The sequence below is a fragment of the Nonomuraea sp. NPDC049624 genome, from assembly GCF_040675255.1.
GTDB lineage: Bacteria > Actinomycetota > Actinomycetes > Streptosporangiales > Streptosporangiaceae > Nonomuraea.
The window spans coordinates 1-18,304 of sequence record NZ_JBFAOR010000024.1 but is presented as its reverse complement, the minus strand read 5'-3'; the positions used below and the strand labels follow the sequence as shown (position 1 = coordinate 18,304).

Sequence of the window (18,304 nt, the reverse complement as noted above, 5' to 3'; positions counted from 1 at the left end):
ACGCCTGCATGGCCGTTCCACCTGACCTGGCCGACCCACCCGATCTACGGGTGGACTTCGAGCAGATCTTCAATGCGCACTTCTCCGAGATCCACCGCTACATCGTCAGGCGGTTGTCCGACGACGTCGCTGACGACCTGGCCGCCGAGGTGTTCCTGGCGGCCTATCGGGGTGGCTATGACGCCTCGCGCGGCGGGGTGCGTCCGTGGCTGTACGGCATCGCCACCCACCTCATCGCACGACACCGCCGTACCGAGATCCGTAGATGGAAGGCGCTCAGCCGGACGGCTGAGCGCGCCGGGCACAGTCCCGAGCACAGTCCCGAGGACGCAGCCCTGGCCCGCGTGGCCGCGGGCCAGCTGACCGGCAAGCTGGCGGGGGCGCTGGCCGGGCTCAATCGTGGGGACCGCGACGTCGTGCTGCTGAGCGTGCTGGGCGACCTCAGCCACGCCGAGGTCGCCGCCGCCCTGGGGGTCCCAGCGGGGACGGTGGCCTCCCGGCTCAACCGCGCTCGCAAGCAACTCCGCAAGGCACTCGGCGACGTCAACCCTCTGGAGGAGATCCATGGATGAGCTGAGACTCCTGGCGAGAGCGCTGCCTGACGCTCCGCCGCCCTCGGCGGAGGTGGTCGAGAAGGCCCGCCTCCGGCTTGCCGCCGCCCAGCGCGAGCCGGTACGGCCAGGTCGAGCGAATCGGCGGGGCCTCACTTGGGGATGGACCCTGGGAGCGGCCGCGACAACGATCGCCGTCGTCATGGCCGTCGTCACGCTGGTGTCGAACATGACCGCTGTTCCCCCAACGGTGCTCGCGCCCCCAGCCGGCAACGATGCCCTGCTCCAGCTGGCGGACCGGGTCGCGAAACTGCCGGACGAACGCGGCGACTACTGGCGCAGGCCGCTGCTCAACAATGGGCTGATAAGGGTCCGGGCGGGCGGCGAAACGTTCAACGTCCTGTCCTCGTCACGGATCGACCTCTGGCAACCGCGCGACCCCGGCGACCCCGTTCAGGCGGAGCAGCGGCAGCAGTTCGTCCGTCCCGCCACCGAAGCCGACGAGCGTGCGTGGCGAGCGGCGGGTTCTCCGGTCACGGTCCAGCGCGTGTGCACGCCGGGCGGCATGGCGGGCGATTGCGCGAAAGTCCAGCTGCGGTTCAAGCCGTCACAGTGTGTTTACACGCGCGCGGCCGAGCCGGGCGGCGTGCTCGGTGACAGACGGCTCGGTGAGCTCACGCTGGCCGACCTCGCGGCGCTGCCCGGCGACGCCGAGCAACTCCGGGAGAAACTGCGGACCTACTGGAAGACCCGAAAGGCCAGCCGGCCCAAGGAGAGCTTCGAAGAATTCCTCTCCACCTCCTCCCACCTTCTGGAGCTCCCGGTCAAGCCCTCGGTCAGGGCGGCCACCCTGCGTCTGCTCGCCGGACTGCCGACGACCAAGGTGCGCGGCTCGATCACCGACCCTCTGGGACGGACGGGAATCGAGGTCACCTTCATCAAGAGCGAGGGCTTCACGGCCGGATTCGGTACCGATGACGAGGTGGCGCAGCGGTACACCACCATCCTCGACCCGCGGACCGGCACCGTCTTGGCGGTAGACGTCGCGATCGCGGCCGAGAGCACGGAGGGGCTCGCCAAGGGGACGTTCATGGACTATCAGGCATGGGCACCTGAGGCGGGCTGGACCAGCGAACGCCCCGAGCGGCCACGCGGCTGCCGGCTCAGCGACCGTCCGCTCCCGTGACGGGCCGCCCCGGGCACGCACGCTCACCACCTTCCTTTCTGTCAGCGCCTGCGGGCGGCGGAATCGCGTCCGGCTTGGCAGCGCGCAAGCGCTTCTCCGGAGACTCGCGCGGACAAGGGGCTTAACGCACGACCCGGTTCCGATGTATCAGGTCCCAGCCCCGTCGCTACGGGTGAGATGCGGCCAAATAATGTTGCTGATTCCCCGGTCAAGCTGCGTTGCAGGTCACAAACATCTCCGGCCTCGCGCGCGCCCGCGCGTAAGCCGGGCCGGAAAGTCCCGAAACTCCCCTCGCGTACGCGTGCGTGGGCCTGTCGGGAAAGTCCGGGAACCCCCCGCTCCTGGCGGGAGAGAGCCGCGCACGGAGAGACCCCCAGCCCCCTCGTAGTTCAAGGGGGCCGGGGCTCTCGGCGGTGCTGGTAGTTGGATGCTTGCTGGAGGCGTCCGGGGCCGGGTCACGTCGCCTCCGAGGGGGCGTATTCAGGTCAGGCGAGAGGTTGGTACTCGGCGGCAAGGTGGTCTTGAGATTCGGCGTGGCGGTGCGCAGCCGGCGCAGCGAGGCTTCGCAGGCCCGCCGCAGATCGCCTGGTGAGCCGGCGGGGACCAGGCCTTCGGCGGTGCGGCGGACTCCGGTCTTGGTGGCCAGCACGACGCGGTCGCGGTGCGGTGCGAGGGTCTGGCCGAGGAGTTCCTCGTTCGCTCCGTCGCCGTAGAAGTCGCCGGTGTCGAACATGGTGACGCCCGAATCGAGGGCCTCCAGCAGGGTGGCTGAGGCCTCGTGCGGGTCGGCGGGGCCGTAGGTGCCGGTCATGCTCATGCAGCCGAGGCCGAGTCGGGAGAGCGCCGGGCCGTCAGGTCCAAGAGTGGAGAGCATTGTTCCTCCGTCACTTTGCCAGGGCCGCGCGGAGGAACGCGAGGATCTCCGCCCGGGCGGCTTCGGCCTGTGGTTCCACGCCGGGCAAGGTGAGGAACGCGTGCTTTGCTCCCGGGTACTCGGTGAGCCGCACGGGGGTCCCTGCCTCGCGCAGCTGCTCGGCGTAGCGGCGGCCGTGGTCGGCGAGCGCGTCCCGGGTGGGCACGACCACGAGCGCCGGGGCGAGCCCGCTCAGGTCGCCCGCGTACAGCGGCGAGACCGGGCCGGTGTCGGCTCCTGGCGGGACGGCGAGCCGCTGGATGAGCTGCAGTTGCGGCAGGGCCCGGGCCGGGCTGTATGCGTACTCGGTGATCGAGGGATGGTCGAACATCGTTCCGGTCATGTCGACCACGGGGTTGACCAGCACCTGCGCCTTGAGTTCCAGGCCGGCCTCCCTGGCCCGGATGGCCGTCAGGGCGCTGATCAGCGCGCCGCAGCTCTCGCCGAAGACGGCTGCGCGCGCCGGGTCCACACCCCACTGCGCGGCGTGCCGCAGCACGTGCTGGAGCACGTCCCAACCGTCGTCGGCGGCGTTCGCGAGCGGGCTGCCGGGGGCGAGCAGGCGGTGCTCGACCGAGACGACGAGGGCGGGCAGTCCCACGGCGAGGTGGCTGTTGGTCCAGTCGCACTGCGCCGCCGTGCCCACGAAGCCGCCTCCGTGCAGCGGCCGGGCAGTGCCACCTGCTGCCAGACGATCGCGGCGCCGGGATTCGGTTCCCCGAGGATTACCCGAGCCGTGCCGGACGCCCGCCAGCGGTTCTCTGCGTCGCGGTAGGCGCGCAGTTCCTCGGTCGTGATTGCCGAGAAGTCCGGCTCCGGCGGCCGTGTCGCAATGGTGGTCTCACTCATGTGCCCTTCTCCCCCTCCCGGCCGGATGCCGGGTGTGCCGTTGTGGCTGGGCCGTGTGTTGCCCCCATTATGCACGCGGTGCGTGCATCGCCAAGTGCATAAGGTAGGCTGAGCCCGGACGAGAGGGGCGTGATGACTGGCCGACGGCGATGGTCGACCGAGGAGATCCTGGACACGGCGGCGGAACTGCTGCGCACGGGTGACGCCGAGTCGTTCAGCGTGCGCAAGCTCGCAGCGGTGCTCGGGACCGACTCCTCCAGCCTCTACCGGCACTTCCGCAACAAGACCGAACTGCTGCGCGCGGTCGCCGACCGGATTCTGCTGGCCGCCATGGACGGCTACCGCCCCGACGGCGACTGGAAGCAGCGCATCACCGCCCTGGCCCTGCGCCTTCGCGAGGCCTTCGGCGAGCAACTCCAACTCGCCACGGTGTGGGGACGCTATGGGTCCGGCGGCGCCGGATCCCGATTGGTCATGGAGGAACTGCTGCAGGCCCTGCGCACGTCCGGCCTGCCCGACGAGGACATTCCGGTGCGATACCACCGCATCGTGATCCTCCTTGCCGCGCTGATCGCCTCCGAGGCCGGCATCAGCACCATCACGCCCGAAGAGTACGAACAGGCCATGGAGCAGTTCCGCGTCGCGGTGCTCGGCGCCGACCCCGAACGCTTCCCCGCCCTGGCCCACTTCGCCCGCGACATCCGCCCCCTCGGCGCAGACCGCCGCGCCGCATTCGAGGAGACCCTCGCCGCCCAACTCGCCCACATCGAGGCCCAGATCCCCTGACGTGCCGGACGATCGGTGTGGGCGAGGAGAGCTGAACGAGAAGTGCCGGGTGCTGGTTCTGCTCTCGGCCAAGGTGGACGGCCAAATCAGAATCAGTCAGCCACCACGGCGGTCGTCGACGGTCATGACCAGGCCAGGCCATGCATTCGCGAAGCGGCCCAGGTCGTCGGCAAGTGGGGGCAGGTGCACGCCGGGCAGAAAGTGCACAGTCGTCCCTGTGGCGCCGTCGCCGGCGATGGGCTCCAGGCCGGTGACGGGCACGCCGTGCTCGTACCGCTGGGTCCAGGACCCATTCAGGCGGCGGTTGGTGTGGATGAGCCACTCGCTGAGCGCGGCGACGACGGACATGCCGCGGCGCGGATGCCCGTCGGGGAGAGTCTCCGCGCCGGGGTCGTCGAAGAAACGCAGGTCCTTGGACGCCATGACGGGCTTCTTCACCGGCCGCCTTCGTTCATCGAGACGAGTGTCGGTGCCTCGCCCTTCGTCGGCCACGGACACCGAGCCGTCGGGGTGAAGGGTGACGGTGCAGCGTCCGGCGCCCGTGCTCGCCGCCTCGTCGGCCGGGTAGGCGAGGACTTCGAGGATCAGGTGCCGGACGCCGCCGGGCGCGAACTCGGCCGGGTTTCCTCGGATGTCGGCGAGGTGGCCGAGGTCGACGTCGGCCGCCCAGTCATGGGTGGTGTTGCGCCAGGAGGATCGGGATGTGCTCACCACAGCACCCTAGTCACGGCTCAGAAGGGTCAGTGAGCGTGCTGGGTGACCAGCAGGTCCATCCGAGCCGAGCCCTGCCGGCTGGGGCATGGCTCGCCATCGGCCCCTTGGCCACGTCCACAAGCTGAGGGAACGCGGCTTGTCGCCGCCCGCCCGCGCTCAGAACCGGTAGCGGAGAATGCGCGCCCCTTGGCGGGACAGGGCCGTGCTGCCGGCGGTGAGCCGGGTCAGTGCGCGCAGCGGTTGCGGGAACAGGGCCACTTCCGGAGCGCGGGTGAGAATCTGCTCCTCGACCAGTTCGAGGCCGGCGTCCCAGGACTCGGGTTCGTGCGGGTCGTCGAAGCCCTGGGCGGCTTTGATGCCGAGTGCCTTGATGGTCGGGTGGTACTTCATGGCCCAGGCGGCGAAGCGGGTGTAGCCGTTGAGCGCGAGTTCCCCCGAAGGGAAATGGCCGGTCAGCGCGCGGGTCATCACCTGGAAGGAGTCGCCGGGCATGAAGGGGAGCAGCCCCTCGGCGACGATCATCGCCGGCCGGTCACCGGGGATGGCTGTGAGCCAGTCGGAGCCGGTGAGGTCGGCTCCGACCAGGTGGGAACGGCCGGGCAGGCATTCCGATCGCAGGTCGATCACTTCGGGGAAGTCGATGTCGTACCAGTCGACGCCGGGCGGGGGATCACAACGGGACATCCTGGTGTCCAGGCCGCAGCCCAGGTCGAGCACCACGCATCCGGGATGAGCGGCGACGTAGGCGCGGACGACGTCGTCGAGCTTCTTGGCGCGCAGTGCCGTGGTGAGGACGAGGCTGGGCTTGACCTTCAGCTTGCCGAAGTCGTAATCGATTCTGCGGGCCAGTTCGGCGGAGAGCGTGTCGCCGAGGATGGGGCTGGGCAGTCCGGCGTCCAGAGCTCTGGCGTGGAGAGTGAGCAGCAGCGTTTCCTGGATCAGCCCGAGCTTGGGTTGCCAGCGGTGCATGGGGGTTCCTTAACGGCGTAGCGGATGACGGGCCGCGAGGTTCTGCAGCCACGTCAGGGAGTCGTGGGCGGCTTTGATGCGCTCGGTGCGGTGTCCCTCGCCGCCCGCGATGTCGAGCCCTTCGTCGGCGATCTCGCCGAACGCGCTCAGGCTGTCGAGCTTGCGCTGGATGACCTTCTGCCAGGCGTCGTCTTCGATGCGGTAGTAGGAGACGCGATCTCCGGGCCTTCTCACCTTCTTGACCAGGTCGATGGCCGTGAGGAAGCGCATGTTCGAGGTGAGTGAGGCCCGGCTGGCCTGGATCGCGTCCGCGATCTGGCCGGCGGACTGCTCGGCCGGATCGCAGATCATGAGCCAGCCGAGGATGCGTCCGGTGATGGGCGGCAGCCCCCACTCCTCGACGCAGAAGGCGGCCACCCGCTCCACCCATCGAAGCAGCCGGTCCTGCTGTTCCCCAGCGGTCATCGTCGCGTCCTTCCTTGTTGATCGTGTGCCGGTTCACTGTGTCATGGCGGCCACCGACTCGTAGGTGGGTGTCGGGGTGATGTCCGCGAGCCGGGTCCTGCGCAGGTAGAGGTCGAACCAGTCGATCGCGAGCGCCATCGCCTCTTCCAGGCCCGGGCCGGTGTAGAGCCCGAGCACGTCGTAGGGCAGCACCGCGAGCCGCTTGGGCTCGCCCGCCTTGGCGAAGGCGCTCTGCGCCTCCTCGAGCATGTGGTACGGGTCCCAGCCACCGTTGGCGATCATCAGCAGCGGCGTCGGCGCGAGCCGGTGGATGAGATTCTCCGGTGCGAAGGTGAGCAGGTGCTCGGCTGAGTCGAGGGTCTTCTCGTTGCGGTAGGTGGGAAACAGGCGGGTCGACATGTCCGGGGTGTCCTTCACGCTGTCGCCCTCCAGCGTCAGGTGCGGCACGCGAGCGCTCTGCCCGCCTTCGTAGCGCCGTTGCCAGTCCTGCTGCAGTTGGTCGCGCAGCGCGTGGACACCGGCACGGCCCAGAAGGCGTTCCATGTACCGCCATCCGTCCCACACGCTGGGGCTCTGCACGACGACGCACTTGATGCGCCGATCGAGCACGGCGGCTTGGGCCGCCACCGAGCCGCCGATGCTCACCCCCCACACCCCGATCCGCTCCGGCTGCACCTCGGGGCGGGTCTGCAGGTAGGACACGGCGCTGCGGAAGTCCTCCACCTGCCGCTCCGGGTAGTCCAGGCCGCGCGGCTCGCCTTCGCTGGAGCCGACCGTGCGGTAGTCGATGGCCAGCACCGCGAAGCCGGCCTTCACGAAGTACGGCGCGAAGAACGCCAGCGCCTCCTTGACCATCACCCCGCTGTGCCCGAGCACCAGCCCGGGGACCGGTTCGCTCGTCTCGGGCAGGTAGAGATCACCCGCGCAGCGGGTGCCGACGCTGTTGAAGGTCACGTGTTCCATGGCTTGCTCCGCATCCATTGGCTAGTTATTTCAAACATGACTGAAATAGCTAGCAATGTCAATCCAGAAGGCTGCGCAGGAAGAGGTGGCCCCCCCGCCGCTCACGTCGGCGTATCGCGGCATACGGCCGGGGAAATGCCCCCAAAGTCCTGGACATGAACTTAAGTGACAGATGATCCAGGTAAGGAGACCGGATGGGAGCCGATCCCCGTAGCCGGTTCGTGGAGATCTACGAATCCGCCTACGAACCCATACTCGGGTACGTCCTGCGGCGCTGCCCGCACCCCGAGGACGCGGCCGACGTGGTGGCCGAGACGTTCACCACGGCGTGGCGTCGCATCGAGGAACTGCCCGAGGGGGACGAGGCGCGGCTGTGGCTGTACGGCGTGGCGCGGCGGGTGCTCGCCAACCACCGGCGCGGCGAGGAGCGCCACGAGCAGCGCACGGCGGCCCTGCGCGAGCGGCTCGCCGCCTTCCCCGCGCTGGCCCGCTCGCCGGAGGACGAGATGTCCCAGATGGGAAAGGTCTTCCGCGGCCTGTCCGACGACGACCGGGAGCTGCTCTCCTTGGTCGCCTGGGAGGCGCTGGACCACGGGCAGATCGCCCGCGTGCTCGGCATCTCCCGCAACGCGGTACGGATCAGGCTCTACCGCGCCCGCAGGCGTTTCGCCCGGGATCTGGCCAAGGCCGGCTTCGACCACCCTCGCGCCGTCGCCCTCGAAGGGAGCCCGTTGTGAACCTCGCCGATCTCGCCCGCGTCGATGACCAGGATCTCAGAGGAGAGGCGTCCGCGCCGGAGACGCAGGAGCTCATGCACGCGATCATGTCGGAGGAGCGCGAGCCCGCCGTCGTGACCACACCCCGCCGCCGACGCCGACGGCTGGTGCTGGGGCTCGCGACCGTGGCCGCGGCGGCGGCCGTCGCCGTCGGCACCAGCGTGGTCGGCGGTCCGGTGACCAGCTACGCCAACGCCGCCGTCTCCATCGAGAACGCCGGCCCGTACTTCAGCGTGACCATCACCGACCCCACGGCCGACCGCCGCCGCTTCGAGGAGGCGTTCCGGGCGGTCGGGCTGAACGTCACGGTCAAGGTGATCCCGGTGGCGCCGTCCGAGGTGGGCAAGCTGATCGGCCCCGTCGTCCCGGACGGCTTCAAGTGGCACGGCAGCATCGGCACCCAGGGGATCACGCCGTGTTCGTCGGCGTTCTGCGGGAAGGTCTGGATGCCGGCCGACTTCCCCGGGCGGGTGGTGTTCGGCATCGGCCGCCCTGCCAGGCCCGGCGAGCCGTACGCCGATGACGGCCCGGTCGACCCGGAGGACGACGAGGCCCTGCCCGGCTACACCAGCCACGGCAGGACGGTCGCCGACGTACGGGCCGAGCTGGGCCGGCGCGGCCTGAAGGCCGGTTACCGGCTGTTCTGGAAGTACGCGGAAAAGGACGACGGGAGCATGTCATGGTTCGACGAGGCCGTCCCCACCGGCCGGGTCAAGGACGACTGGATCGTGGCGTCCACCCGCTTGCACAGCTCCGACACCGTCGACCTGTACGTGATCCCCGGCGCGGACGCGGGTCCCGCCCCCAGCCCGTACCCGCAGCCCCAGTGGTACGACTGAGCGGCGCGCCGGGCCGGGACGCGCTGGAGGTCAGGTGGGGGTGGCGTTGAACGGTCCCCGGGCCGCCCGGCGTCTGGCCTGGCTGGACGCGCTGCGCGGGCTGGCCGCGATGGTGGTGGTCTTCGAGCACGCGCTCAAGCCGCTGTGGCCGGAGGCGCGGCTGCCGGTCAAGGCCGTCTTCGATCCCGGCTGGTACGGCGTGCTGGTGTTCTTCCTGGTAAGCGGCTACATCGTGCCGGCGTCGCTGGAGCGGCGAGGCAGCCTGCGGGCCTTTTGGATCTCGCGGATCTTCCGGCTGTGGCCGCTCTTCATCGTGTGCGTGGCCGGCATGCTGCTGCTCGTGGCGGCCGGCTGGGACGACCTGCACGTCTGGTGGGGCACCCGGACGGTGGCGCTGGCCCTGGCGCACGCCGGCATGCTGCAGAACCTGCTGTACGTCCCGAACCTGGTCAACGTGCTGTGGACGTTGTCGTACGAGATGGCCTTCTACCTGCTGCTGACGGCGATGTTCACCCTGCGCGTGCACCGGCGCAGCACCGCAGCCGCGCTCACGTTCGCGGCGGCCGCGGTGCTCGGCGCCGGGATGCTGCCGGTGACGCTCCTGTCGGCCGGCGGGGCGGGGCGCATGCTCACCGTCGTGGTCGTCGTGAGCGCCGTGCTGGGGGCCGGGCTGGCCGCGGTGCTGTCCGGCGGCAGGCGGACGCGGCAGGCGGGCGCTGTGGCCGTCGCGGCCACGGTCCTCCTGCTGCTGGCGGTCAACCAGAGTTATCCCGGTCCGTGGCAGGGGCTGTTCATCCTGGCGACCATGTTCGCCGGCACCGCGCTGTACCGGGTCGAGACCGGCGAATTCGGCCACCGGCACCTCGCGTCCGTGGCGCTGGTACCGGTGGCGGGGTTATGGCTCGCGCGCGCCGAGCCGGGAACCCAGGTGGCGACCGCGGCGGCCTGGCTGACGTTCGCCGCCGCGACGGCGCTGCGCCGCCGTCCGATGCCGTCGTGGCTGACCTGGCTGGGGCTGGTGTCCTACTCGATCTACCTCATGCATCCGCTGCTGCTGGAGAGCGTGGAGTTCTTCCTGCCGGACCCGCCGGCCGTGCCGGTGGCGGCGCGCCTGGCGCTGCTGGCGGCGGTGTACGCGGCGCTGCTCGGGCTGTGCGCGCTGACCTGGAGGTGGGTGGAGTTACCGGCGCAGCGGTTGGGACGGCGCCTGATCAGCCGGTCCGGATCCCCTCGGGCGGCGCCCAGCCCGGCGCGGGCGCCCGGCGGGTGAGGCCGCTGCGCCGTCCGGCGGGGTTCAGCACGGCGGACGCCGCCCCGCCGAGCGCCGCCGGCGCGGCCTCCATGACCGCCGAGGTGGCGGCAGGCAGCGTGAGGCCGGTCCCGAACCCGGCCAGCACCAGCGGCGCGACCAGCGCCCAGTAGCCGGTTCCCGTCCCGGGCGCCAGCCGGCCGAGCAGCCCGGCCCCGCCGATGACCAGCCCGTACGCCATTGGCACCCACGCCCCCGAACGAGCCGCGAGCCGGCCGCCGAGCGGCGAGGACAACATCGGCAGCATGGCCAGCCCCGCCGGCCGGGCGCCGAGCCCGTGAACCCGCTGGAAGTACCGCGGCACGGCGAACAGCAGCCCACAGAACCCCAGGTTGAGCAGCACTCCGACGACCACGGGGCCGAAGAAGCCGCGCTCGCGGAACAGTCCCAGCGGCACCATGGGAGCCCGTGAGCGGCGCTCCAGCAGTCCGCCGAGGTCGAGCGCCCCGATCGCCCGCGCCCCGACGTCCAACCCGGCACGCCGATCGCCCGCCGCGGGCGCGGAGACGTACCGGCCGGTCAGAACCAGCCCGAGCACGCCGAACGACACGTCCAGGAAGAACACCGAAGGGGCGAACGTGAGCGTGTAGCCGTCCACGACCCACTGCAGAACCGGCAGGCTGGCACGCAGGTCGTCGCCGATCGGCGGGATCGCCACAGTGACCACCGTGACGTCCAGGAAGTAGCCCAGGCAGAGGGCGAGCAGGGACGTCCTGCCCGGGGAACGTTGAAGTGCGGTGGCAGCCATGCCACGCGCATCTTGTCCATGGCGTCGGCGTGGTCGCTCAGCGCCTCGGTGTGCGCTGCCAGGGCGACTCCTGGTTCTCCGGAACCTACCGGCGCTGATGCGGTAGCCCGTATTCTGCTGTCAGCTTCCCCCCGCAGCCGGAGAACAGATGCCGACCACGGTCGAACGCGTCGCCGAGGTATGGTCCCGGCAGGCCGACGCGTCCTGGTCGTCCGGCTCCGGCTACCTGATCGCCCCGCGCCTGCTCATCACCTCCACGCACGTGCTGTCCGCGACGGGCCGCCCCGGGCCCGGGGCCGAGATCAAGGTCAGGACCGCCGACAAGACGCGCCTGTGGTCCGCCGCGTGCACCTGGTCGTCGCCCGACCCTCAGGTGGACGTCGCTGTCCTGGAGATCACCGACGACGACTGGGCCGATCCACCTGTCGCGCCCGTGCGCTGGGGACGCCTGGTCAGCCGCCGGGCGGAGGTGGTCTGCCAGGCCTCGGGCTTCCCTGAGGTGCTGGCCCAGCCGGACGGCGTGCGCGAGCGCGATCAGGCCGGCGGCCGGGTGAACCCGGAGGCGGGCGCCAAGCAGCGCCGCTATCACCTCCAGGTGCTCAACCCGCCCAAGCGCACAGGCGCCGGGTCGCCCTGGGCGGGGATGTCCGGTGCCGCGTTGTTCGCCGATGACATGCTGATCGGCGTGGTGGTCGCCGACCATCAGGGATACGGCGGGGCCAGGCTGCTCGCCACGCGAGCCGAGGCCCTGTTCGCCGAGCCCGGTTTCCTCGACGCGATCGCGGTGCCGGCGGTCCTCGAACCAGCCGAGCTGGCCAGGTTGTTCTCCCCTCCGGCCGACCGGCGCCGCCCGCGCTCTCCCGCGGCGCTCCTGCGCGCCGACGCCGAGGCGGTGCGGTGGTTCACTCCGAGGGACGACGAGCTGGCCAGACTCATCGGCTGGTGCTCCACGGACGAGATTTTCGACGCCCGGCTCGTCTTCGGTGCCGGCGGGCTGGGCAAGACGCGGCTCGCGCGCCAGCTCGTCGCCCACCTGCGCCGCGAGGGCTGGGTGACCGGACAGGTGGTGGCCGAGAACGCGGCGGCGCTGCCGGAGGAGCCTCTGAGCCGGTTACGCGCGTGTGACCTGCCCCTGCTGCTCGTGGTCGACTACGCCGAAACGCGGCCTGACGTCGTCCGCCGGTTGATCGAGAACGTCGGGATCGACGACGGCAGCGCAGTGCGCGTGCTGATGCTGGCGCGCTCGGCCGGGCAGTGGTGGCAGCGGCTGACCGCGAAGTCCGACCTGATGGAGTACGCCCTCGAACTCGCCGAGCTCCACCCGATCACCGGCCTGCCGGCGTGGACGGGAGCACGTGAGACGGCGTTCAGGGAGGCGGTGGTCGACATCGCCGCCCAGCTCCATCGGGTGTCGGGCCTGCAGGAGACGTGCTGGACTGACCTGGCCGCCCAGGTGGCGCCGCCCGATCTGGGCGGTCCCGGCTACGGATCGCTGATGCGCCTTCATCTGAGTGCCCTGGTGGGGTTGCTGCAGGCGGGCCCCGCACCGGCCGCCGCGCGCAGCCGTACGCCGCACGAGAAGATCCTCATGGTGCATGAGAACCGCTACTGGCGGCGTACGGCGGACGCGATGGGCCTCGCCTTTCTGTCGGACGACACGTTGCGCAACACGGTGACGATCGCCACCTTGTTCGGGGCGTCGAGCAAGTCCCAAGCCGTGGCACTGCTCAGCCATGTCCTCGGCCTGCGTGATCTCGGGGAGAACGAACTCCTCGTCGTCCACCAGTGGCTGAGCACGCTCTATCCGTCCCAGGAGGGGGAGTGGGGCCCCTTGGAGCCGGACCGCCTGGGTGAGTATCTCGTGGGAACACATCTGCGCGAGTGGCCCGACCTGATCGACGAACCGCTGGCCGCCGCCTCCCTCACCCAACTCCACCAGGCCTTCCACGTGTTGGCCCGGGCGAGCGGCGACCACCCCCACGTCGGGCGGCTGCTCAAGGAGCAGGTGGTCGGGCAACTAGCGAGATACGGCCCCGTCGCCCTGCAGGTCGTCATCGAGACCGAGCAGCCGGGATACCTGATCGCGGCGCTGGAGGACGGCGTGGCCGGCGTCTCCGCCTCTGACGAGGCCGCGCTGGTCGCGCTGGCCGGTTCCTTCCCCGCCGGCGCGCCCGCGCTCAACCTGCTGGTCGAGCCACTGACCAGACTCGCCATATCGGTGTACGGCAGGCTGGTGAGCGAGGGCAGGACGGACTACCGACCGGAGCTGGCCAGGGCGTGGCAGAACCTGAGCGATCACATGCGGGAGGCCCAGCGCCACGATGAGGCGCTCGCCGCCAGGGCCGTGGCGCTGGAGCTGTACCGCAAGCTGACCGGCCGGGGCAGCGCCGCGGCGGGAGGAGCCTCTCATGCGTCCTGACCACGGTTATCTCCCCGAGTATGCCGCCAACCTCGTGAGCTACGCCGAGCAGCTCATGGAGGTCGAGGAGCACGCGGGTGCGTCCGCCGCGGCGCGGGAGGCCGTCGAGGTCTACGAACGGCTGCGCGGCGAACCGCTCGGGCTCGCTCGCGCGCTGACCGTGCGGGCGGAGTCGGCCGCCGCGCTCGGACGGTTCGGCGACGCCATGGCCGACGCACCGTCCGCCCTGCTCGTCCTGTGGGACGCGGTCGCCGAGACGGGCAGCACGCCCGTTCTGCGGGACGCCCAGCTGCGTGTGCTCCTCCTGTTGGCCGACGTCCAGCTCCGCGCGGGCCTGGCAGCGGAGGCACTGGCCACGGCCGAAGCCGGCCTCGAGCTGCTCGCCGGGTCCAGGAGCCGCAGGAGGGCCGGCGGGGCGAAGTTCTCCGCGCTGAAAGCGCAGGCGCTGGGCCTGCTCGGACGTGACGGCGAGGCAGCGGAGGTCATCGAGGAACTGGACGAATCCCGCAATCCCCCTCACGACGCCGCCTTCTCTCACCAATATCCCGATGAGGCGGTCGCCTTCTATCGTGGCCTCGCCGAGCACACCCCGGAGTCGGCCCTGCCGGCGCTCGCCGCGGCGCTCACCGAACGCCGCGGCAGGCAGCGGAGCCAGGGCGACGATGAGGGCGCTCTCGCGACGGCCCGCGAAATCGTGGACGTCCATCGGCGGCTCGCGGAAGCGGAACCGGACCCCTACCGGATTCCTCTCGCCTACGCTCTGGCGGCGCAGGCGGAACTCGAGCGGGCGGTCGTCGCGGACGACGACAGGAACGAGGACAGGGACGATGACAGGGACGATGACAGGCCCGGGCTCGACCGGGTCGCCGCTCTCCTGATCGAGGCCGCCGAGCTGCTGCCGAACGACCACGAGGACCGCGCCCGGTTCCTGGTGGCGGCGGCCGTCGAGCAGCCGCCGGACACCGCGATCACCGTCCTGACCCGGCTCATGCACGAACAGGACGGCCTCGCGACCCACTCGCTGTTCGTCTACGCGACGCTCGGCGATCTCCTCGTTGACCGGTTCCAGCGTCTCGGCATGGACGAAGACCTCGAGACGGCCATCGGGGTGCTGCGTGAAGGGCTCGCGGTCGTGTCCGAGGCCGAGCCGGAGCGCGACGTCCTGTGGATCAGTCTGAGCGGGGCGCTGCGGCTCAGGTACGAGCGATCGGGGTCGCTCGCCGACCTGGACGAGTCCATCAGCCTGGTCAGAGCGAACCTGGATCTGTCGGCCGGCGCGAGCGCCCCCGCCGAACTCGGACTGCTGCTCTTCCACCGGTTCCTGGCGGTCGGCGAGCAGGCCGACGTCGATGCCGCGATCGAGATCATGCGAGGCGTGGCCGCGGCGATGCCGGCGGACTCCGCGGACGCCCCGCTGGTCGCCGGCCGTCTGGCCGACATGCTGGGGGCCCGCTTCGAGCGGTCGGGCGAGAGCGATGACCTGCGCGCCTACCTGACGGCTGCAGGGGAAGGCCTGTCCGTCACCTCCGCTGATGCGCCCGAATATGCCGTAGCGCTCGATCGGCTCCGTCACGCCGTATTGCGGACGTACGAGGCGACCGGGGAACCGGCCGTCCTCGACTTCCTGCTCGACCTGACGCGCCGGCTCGTCGGCCTGGACATGCCGGGCAGCCACGGAGCCCTCGCCCTCGTGCAGCTCGGCCACGCCCTGGAGGAACGCTTCGAGCGTTTCGACAACCCCAGCGATCTCGAAGAAGCCGTGGACGTGGCCCGCAGGGCGGTCCGCGCGATGCCGGAGGGCGACCCGGACCGGCACTGGGCCCTCGCCCTGCTCGCGAAGGTCCTGCTGCGACGCTCGTGGTCCGCCGGCATCGCGGACGACCTGGACGAGGCCGAGGCGCTGATCCGGCTGGCGGCGGCCATCGCCCCTCAGCAGGCGCGCCGGCAGCACGAGGCGTTCATCGACACGCTGCGCGAAGCCCGGTTCCGGCTCACCCGTGACCTCGCCGACCTCGCCGCGCAGCACCGCGGGCGTTGGGAGCGCTCGGGAGACCCGGCTGCTTTCGAAGGGGCGCTGGAGGCGCTCGCCGCGATCGCCGGACGGCTCGACGAGCCGATCGCGGAGCGCGTGCTGGCCTGGCAGGAGTACGGGCGGCTCGCCATGGCGGGCGGCGCCTACGAGCGCGCGCTCGGCGCGTTCCGCGCCGCGATCGAGCTGGTCCCGCTGGCCATGTCGGACCGGCTCTGGCATGCAAGGGGGAGGCGCGAGGACAGCCTGACCGAGCTGGCCGGCGACGCCGCCGCGTGCGCGCTGGAGACGGGACGGCCGCAGGAGGCGCTCACACTGCTGGAGCAGGGACGTGGGCTGCTGCTGTCGCAGGCCCTGGGTGTACAGGAGGATCTTCGCACGCTGCGTGCGCGCGCACCTGAGCTGGCGGAGCGGCTGTCGGCGCTGCGGATCGCCGTGGACGAGCCATCGTCACGTGAACCCGCAGGCCGGGAGGCGGAGGAGTTCGAGCGGCTGGTGGAGGAGGCACGCGCCCTGCCCGGCATGGCGGGGTTCCTGCGCCCGCCGGCGGTCGGCGATCTCCTCCAGGCCGCGGCCGAGGGGCCCGTTGTGGTTCTGAACATGAGCGGACACCGCTGCGACGCGATCGCGGTGACGACGGACGGGTTTCTCGTCATCCGCCTGCCTGGCCTCGATCGTGCGGCGGCCACCGAGCGTGCACGCCGTTTCCTGACCGAGCTCACCACCGCCTACCGGCCGCTGCGTGACCGGCTGGGCCGGGAGCAGTCGCTGGCCGAGACGCTGGCCTGGTTGGCGGAAGTCGTGGTCAGCCCGGTACTGGAGGCGCTGCGGCCGCACCTGCGCGCAGCCGAGGGCATGCCGCGCGTGTGGTGGGTGCCGACGGGGCCCCTGAGCGTACTGCCGTTGCACGCGGCTGGGTGGCTCCCGGAGACTTCCGCCATCGACTCGGTCGTCTCCTCATACACGGCGACGATCGGCGCGCTGACGCGCTCCCGTTCGGCCACGCCCGCGGGCCGACCGCGTTCGGCCCTGGTCGTGCTGCCGCAGCCCGCGGAGAGCCCCATGCGGATGCCGGGGGCCGAGCGGGAGGCGCTCACCGTCGCCCGCCTCCTCGACCCCGCCGTCATCCTCGAGGGAGAGCAGGCCACCAGGCAACACCTCCTGCAAGAGCTGCCGGGCGCCGACGTCCTGCACTTCGCGGGCCACAGCAGGACGGACGCCGACGACGCCACAGCCGGCTCGCTCCTGCTGTCGGACGGGCTGCTACGCCTGCGGGACATGGCCGCGCCCAGCCGCCTGACGTATCTGTCCGCCTGCACCACGGCGGCGCCGGGCGCCGCCGGCGAGCCCATCAACCTGGCGGTGGCGGCGCAGCTCAGCGGCTCCCAGCAGGCGATCGCCACGTTGTGGGAGGTCGACGACCGCGCCTACGCCGACCTCGCACAAGCCTTCTACGAGGAACTCGCGGACGCGAACGGAACCCTTGACGTGGACCGCTCGGCGCGAGCCCTGAACGCCGCCGCGCGCCGGCTGCGTGAACGTTACCCGCACATCCCCTCGCTGTGGGCCGCACATATCCATGTCGGCCGCTGACCACGATTGGAGCCCCATGACCGACGACCAGTTCGCCGACCTCAGCGCCACCATCAGGCAGATCAGGCGGGAGCTCACCCGAGCCATGCACGAGGGCGAGGGTCAGGAACTGCTGTTCGGGCTGGGCCCCGTGGAGCTGGAGTTCCTCGTGGACGTCAAGAACGAGGTCAGCGGCGAGGGCGGCGTCAAGATCAGCGTCATCTCGGTCGGAGCCAAGAAGGCCAAGGGCCGGTCCGATTCGCACAAGATCAAACTCACCCTGAACCCCGTCGACGTGGACGGCAACCCCGCCCGCATAGCAGCGATGGGCAAGTCGTCGATCCCCGACTCCTGATCCGCGGGGCCGCGGCGGGTGCGGAGTTACGTGCGCGGTCCCCATCCACAAGTCCTGAAGTGAACCTCCGCCATCCCGCCACAGGCTCCGCGTCTGCCCGCCTTCAAGTTGCGGGTCAGAGGGATGGCGCCCCACGGCGAAGGCCCTGGAGGAAGGAGTCGACGGGGCTCGTGCCGTCTGTGTTCACGACCCGCGGTGGTCAGGAGGCCACGGCGACGCGGTATGCCGAACACAGGACAGGAGTTCCGCCCGCAGACATGTCCACTGGTACTCCTCAAGCAGCCGTCGATGACCTATGCAGGCGGGGTCGTCGCCTCCCGTAGGGCGGTGACGACCGTCGTTGGGACGTAGTTCTCGGGCACGCCGTCGACCAGGATGAGGTCGGTCTCGATGGGGCGTGAGCGCAGCGGTGCGATCTCCCGGTACGCGGGAGAATCCCACCACGCCCGCGCCTCGGCGATCCTGGAAGCCGAGCATCCCGACATGTCCGGGCCAGCTGCCCTCCTTCACCTCGTGGCGGGTGGCCTGGACGAGGTGGCGTCCGCCGTACGGTTCGAAGGTGGCGGGGAGCCGTTCGATGTACTCGGCGACCTCCGGGTGAGGGGCCTGCCTTCTGCAGGTCGGTGAGGACGCAGGCCACCTCGTCCCGGGCCGCGAGCTGAAGCGCGCTGGTCGCCCGTTCTAGATGGGACGGTGATGGACGTACTCCACCACTGTCCCGTCGGGGTGCCGGGCGTTGAAACCGGCTCCGGTCGGCACGTCCTGAAGCGGGAACACGATCTCCGCGCCCTCAGCCACCAGCCGCTCGTAGTACGGCCGCACGTCGTCCACCAGCAGGGTGCCCACAGTGTCCCGGAACGG

At 70.9% G+C, this 18,304-nt stretch carries 17 protein-coding genes and 1 pseudogene; 9 read left to right on the top strand and 9 right to left on the bottom strand.

The genetic code is table 11. The features are described from left to right. Positions 1-8 precede the first annotated feature (8 nt). Together AB0J76_RS48040 and AB0J76_RS48035 are read left to right on the top strand one after the other, a co-directional pair. On the top strand, positions 9-572 hold the full coding sequence (locus AB0J76_RS48040) for an RNA polymerase sigma factor (protein ID WP_364394096.1): 564 nt from the start codon (positions 9-11) through the stop codon (positions 570-572). Beyond that, a complete protein-coding gene (locus AB0J76_RS48035) occupies positions 565-1,737 on the top strand; it encodes a CU044_5270 family protein (protein ID WP_352331142.1) in 1,173 nt (390 codons plus the stop codon). Before AB0J76_RS48040 ends, AB0J76_RS48035 begins: the two co-directional genes overlap by 8 nt. Positions 1,738-1,945: 208 nt before the next feature. Here AB0J76_RS48035 and AB0J76_RS48030 read toward each other — a convergent pair whose 3' ends face one another. Both AB0J76_RS48030 and AB0J76_RS48025 read right to left on the bottom strand, forming a co-directional pair. Continuing rightward, entirely contained in the window at positions 1,946-2,611 is a 666-nt protein-coding gene (locus AB0J76_RS48030) for an aldo/keto reductase (RefSeq protein ID WP_364394093.1), read from the bottom strand. A 10-nt stretch (positions 2,612-2,621) separates the two neighbouring features. Beyond that, positions 2,622-3,296: an alpha/beta hydrolase gene (locus AB0J76_RS48025; RefSeq protein WP_364394090.1), complete on the bottom strand. Its 675-nt coding sequence runs from the start codon at positions 3,294-3,296 to the stop codon at positions 2,622-2,624. Between the two features lie 335 nt (positions 3,297-3,631). Here AB0J76_RS48025 and AB0J76_RS48020 point away from each other — a divergent pair, with 335 nt between their 5' ends. Further along, the gene (locus AB0J76_RS48020; protein WP_364394144.1) at positions 3,632-4,285 is read left to right on the top strand and encodes a TetR/AcrR family transcriptional regulator; all 654 of its coding nucleotides are present in this window, start codon (positions 3,632-3,634) and stop codon (positions 4,283-4,285) included. Positions 4,286-4,381: 96 nt separating this feature from the next. Here AB0J76_RS48020 and AB0J76_RS48015 read toward each other — a convergent pair whose 3' ends face one another. From AB0J76_RS48015 to AB0J76_RS48000, 4 genes are all read right to left on the bottom strand, one after another. Continuing rightward, the gene (locus AB0J76_RS48015) at positions 4,382-4,996 is read right to left on the bottom strand and encodes a hypothetical protein (protein WP_352330602.1); all 615 of its coding nucleotides are present in this window, start codon (positions 4,994-4,996) and stop codon (positions 4,382-4,384) included. Between the two features lie 159 nt (positions 4,997-5,155). Next, the gene (locus AB0J76_RS48010) at positions 5,156-5,968 is read right to left on the bottom strand and encodes a class I SAM-dependent methyltransferase (RefSeq protein WP_352330604.1); all 813 of its coding nucleotides are present in this window, start codon (positions 5,966-5,968) and stop codon (positions 5,156-5,158) included. Between the two features lie 9 nt (positions 5,969-5,977). Next, a complete protein-coding gene (locus tag AB0J76_RS48005; RefSeq protein WP_352330606.1) occupies positions 5,978-6,433 on the bottom strand; it encodes a transcriptional regulator in 456 nt (151 codons plus the stop codon). Positions 6,434-6,466: 33 nt separating this feature from the next. After that, positions 6,467-7,396: an alpha/beta fold hydrolase gene (locus AB0J76_RS48000; RefSeq protein ID WP_352330608.1), complete on the bottom strand. Its 930-nt coding sequence runs from the start codon at positions 7,394-7,396 to the stop codon at positions 6,467-6,469. Between the two features lie 194 nt (positions 7,397-7,590). On the opposite strand from AB0J76_RS48000, the gene AB0J76_RS47995 reads away from it, so the two are divergent. From AB0J76_RS47995 to AB0J76_RS47985, 3 genes are read left to right on the top strand one after another with little or no spacing between them, the layout of a single operon-like run. Beyond that, positions 7,591-8,133, top strand: a complete 543-nt coding sequence (locus AB0J76_RS47995) for a sigma-70 family RNA polymerase sigma factor (RefSeq protein WP_364394084.1) — start codon at positions 7,591-7,593, stop codon at positions 8,131-8,133. Continuing rightward, positions 8,130-9,011 carry a hypothetical protein gene (locus AB0J76_RS47990; RefSeq protein ID WP_352330947.1) on the top strand — a complete coding sequence of 294 codons (882 nt, stop codon included), beginning with the start codon at positions 8,130-8,132 and terminating at the stop codon, positions 9,009-9,011. Before AB0J76_RS47995 ends, AB0J76_RS47990 begins: the two co-directional genes overlap by 4 nt. A gap of 46 nt (positions 9,012-9,057) precedes the next feature. Further along, positions 9,058-10,281, top strand: coding sequence for an acyltransferase (locus AB0J76_RS47985; protein WP_352330946.1), 1,224 nt, complete (start codon positions 9,058-9,060; stop codon positions 10,279-10,281). Here the strand turns inward: AB0J76_RS47985 and AB0J76_RS47980 are convergent. Then, positions 10,223-11,068 (bottom strand): MFS transporter, encoded by an 846-nt coding sequence (locus AB0J76_RS47980; protein WP_364394080.1) that lies wholly within the window; start codon positions 11,066-11,068, stop codon positions 10,223-10,225. The two genes, AB0J76_RS47985 and AB0J76_RS47980, sit on opposite strands and share 59 nt — an antisense overlap. A gap of 148 nt (positions 11,069-11,216) precedes the next feature. Between AB0J76_RS47980 and AB0J76_RS47975 the strand changes: the two genes are divergently transcribed. The 3 genes from AB0J76_RS47975 to AB0J76_RS47965 are packed head-to-tail and all read left to right on the top strand — an operon-like array spanning position 11,217 to position 17,443. Then, positions 11,217-13,487, top strand: a complete 2,271-nt coding sequence (locus AB0J76_RS47975; RefSeq protein WP_352330896.1) for a serine protease — start codon at positions 11,217-11,219, stop codon at positions 13,485-13,487. Then, entirely contained in the window at positions 13,477-17,109 is a 3,633-nt protein-coding gene (locus AB0J76_RS47970) for a CHAT domain-containing protein (protein WP_364394076.1), read from the top strand. Before AB0J76_RS47975 ends, AB0J76_RS47970 begins: the two co-directional genes overlap by 11 nt. A gap of 16 nt (positions 17,110-17,125) precedes the next feature. Next, positions 17,126-17,443, top strand: a complete 318-nt coding sequence (locus AB0J76_RS47965; RefSeq protein ID WP_352328349.1) for a trypco2 family protein — start codon at positions 17,126-17,128, stop codon at positions 17,441-17,443. 293 nt (positions 17,444-17,736) lie between these two features. On the opposite strand, the pseudogene AB0J76_RS47960 reads toward AB0J76_RS47965, so the two are convergent. Together AB0J76_RS47960 and AB0J76_RS47955 are read right to left on the bottom strand one after the other, a co-directional pair. After that, positions 17,737-18,025, bottom strand: a pseudogene (locus AB0J76_RS47960) (DUF1330 domain-containing protein); the annotation flags it as partial. Between the two features lie 99 nt (positions 18,026-18,124). Continuing rightward, the coding region (locus AB0J76_RS47955; RefSeq protein ID WP_352330923.1) for a VOC family protein at positions 18,125-18,304 on the bottom strand (180 nt) is incomplete at its 5' end.

Bases quoted from the DNA above. Each gene is read 5' to 3' on its own strand.
- AB0J76_RS48040 (WP_364394096.1), top strand. From the start codon at position 9: ATGGCCGTTCCACCTGACCTGGCCGACCCACCCGATCTACGGGTGGAC.
- AB0J76_RS48035 (WP_352331142.1), top strand. From the start codon at position 565: ATGGATGAGCTGAGACTCCTGGCGAGAGCGCTGCCTGACGCTCCGCCG.
- AB0J76_RS48030 (WP_364394093.1), bottom strand. From the start codon at position 2,611: ATGCTCTCCACTCTTGGACCTGACGGCCCGGCGCTCTCCCGACTCGGC.
- AB0J76_RS48020 (WP_364394144.1), top strand. From the start codon at position 3,632: ATGACTGGCCGACGGCGATGGTCGACCGAGGAGATCCTGGACACGGCG.
- AB0J76_RS48010 (WP_352330604.1), bottom strand. From the start codon at position 5,968: ATGCACCGCTGGCAACCCAAGCTCGGGCTGATCCAGGAAACGCTGCTG.
- AB0J76_RS48005 (WP_352330606.1), bottom strand. From the start codon at position 6,433: ATGACCGCTGGGGAACAGCAGGACCGGCTGCTTCGATGGGTGGAGCGG.
- AB0J76_RS48000 (WP_352330608.1), bottom strand. From the start codon at position 7,396: ATGGAACACGTGACCTTCAACAGCGTCGGCACCCGCTGCGCGGGTGAT.
- AB0J76_RS47995 (WP_364394084.1), top strand. From the start codon at position 7,591: ATGGGAGCCGATCCCCGTAGCCGGTTCGTGGAGATCTACGAATCCGCC.
- AB0J76_RS47980 (WP_364394080.1), bottom strand. From the start codon at position 11,068: ATGGCTGCCACCGCACTTCAACGTTCCCCGGGCAGGACGTCCCTGCTC.
- AB0J76_RS47975 (WP_352330896.1), top strand. From the start codon at position 11,217: ATGCCGACCACGGTCGAACGCGTCGCCGAGGTATGGTCCCGGCAGGCC.
- AB0J76_RS47970 (WP_364394076.1), top strand. From the start codon at position 13,477: ATGCGTCCTGACCACGGTTATCTCCCCGAGTATGCCGCCAACCTCGTG.
- AB0J76_RS47965 (WP_352328349.1), top strand. From the start codon at position 17,126: ATGACCGACGACCAGTTCGCCGACCTCAGCGCCACCATCAGGCAGATC.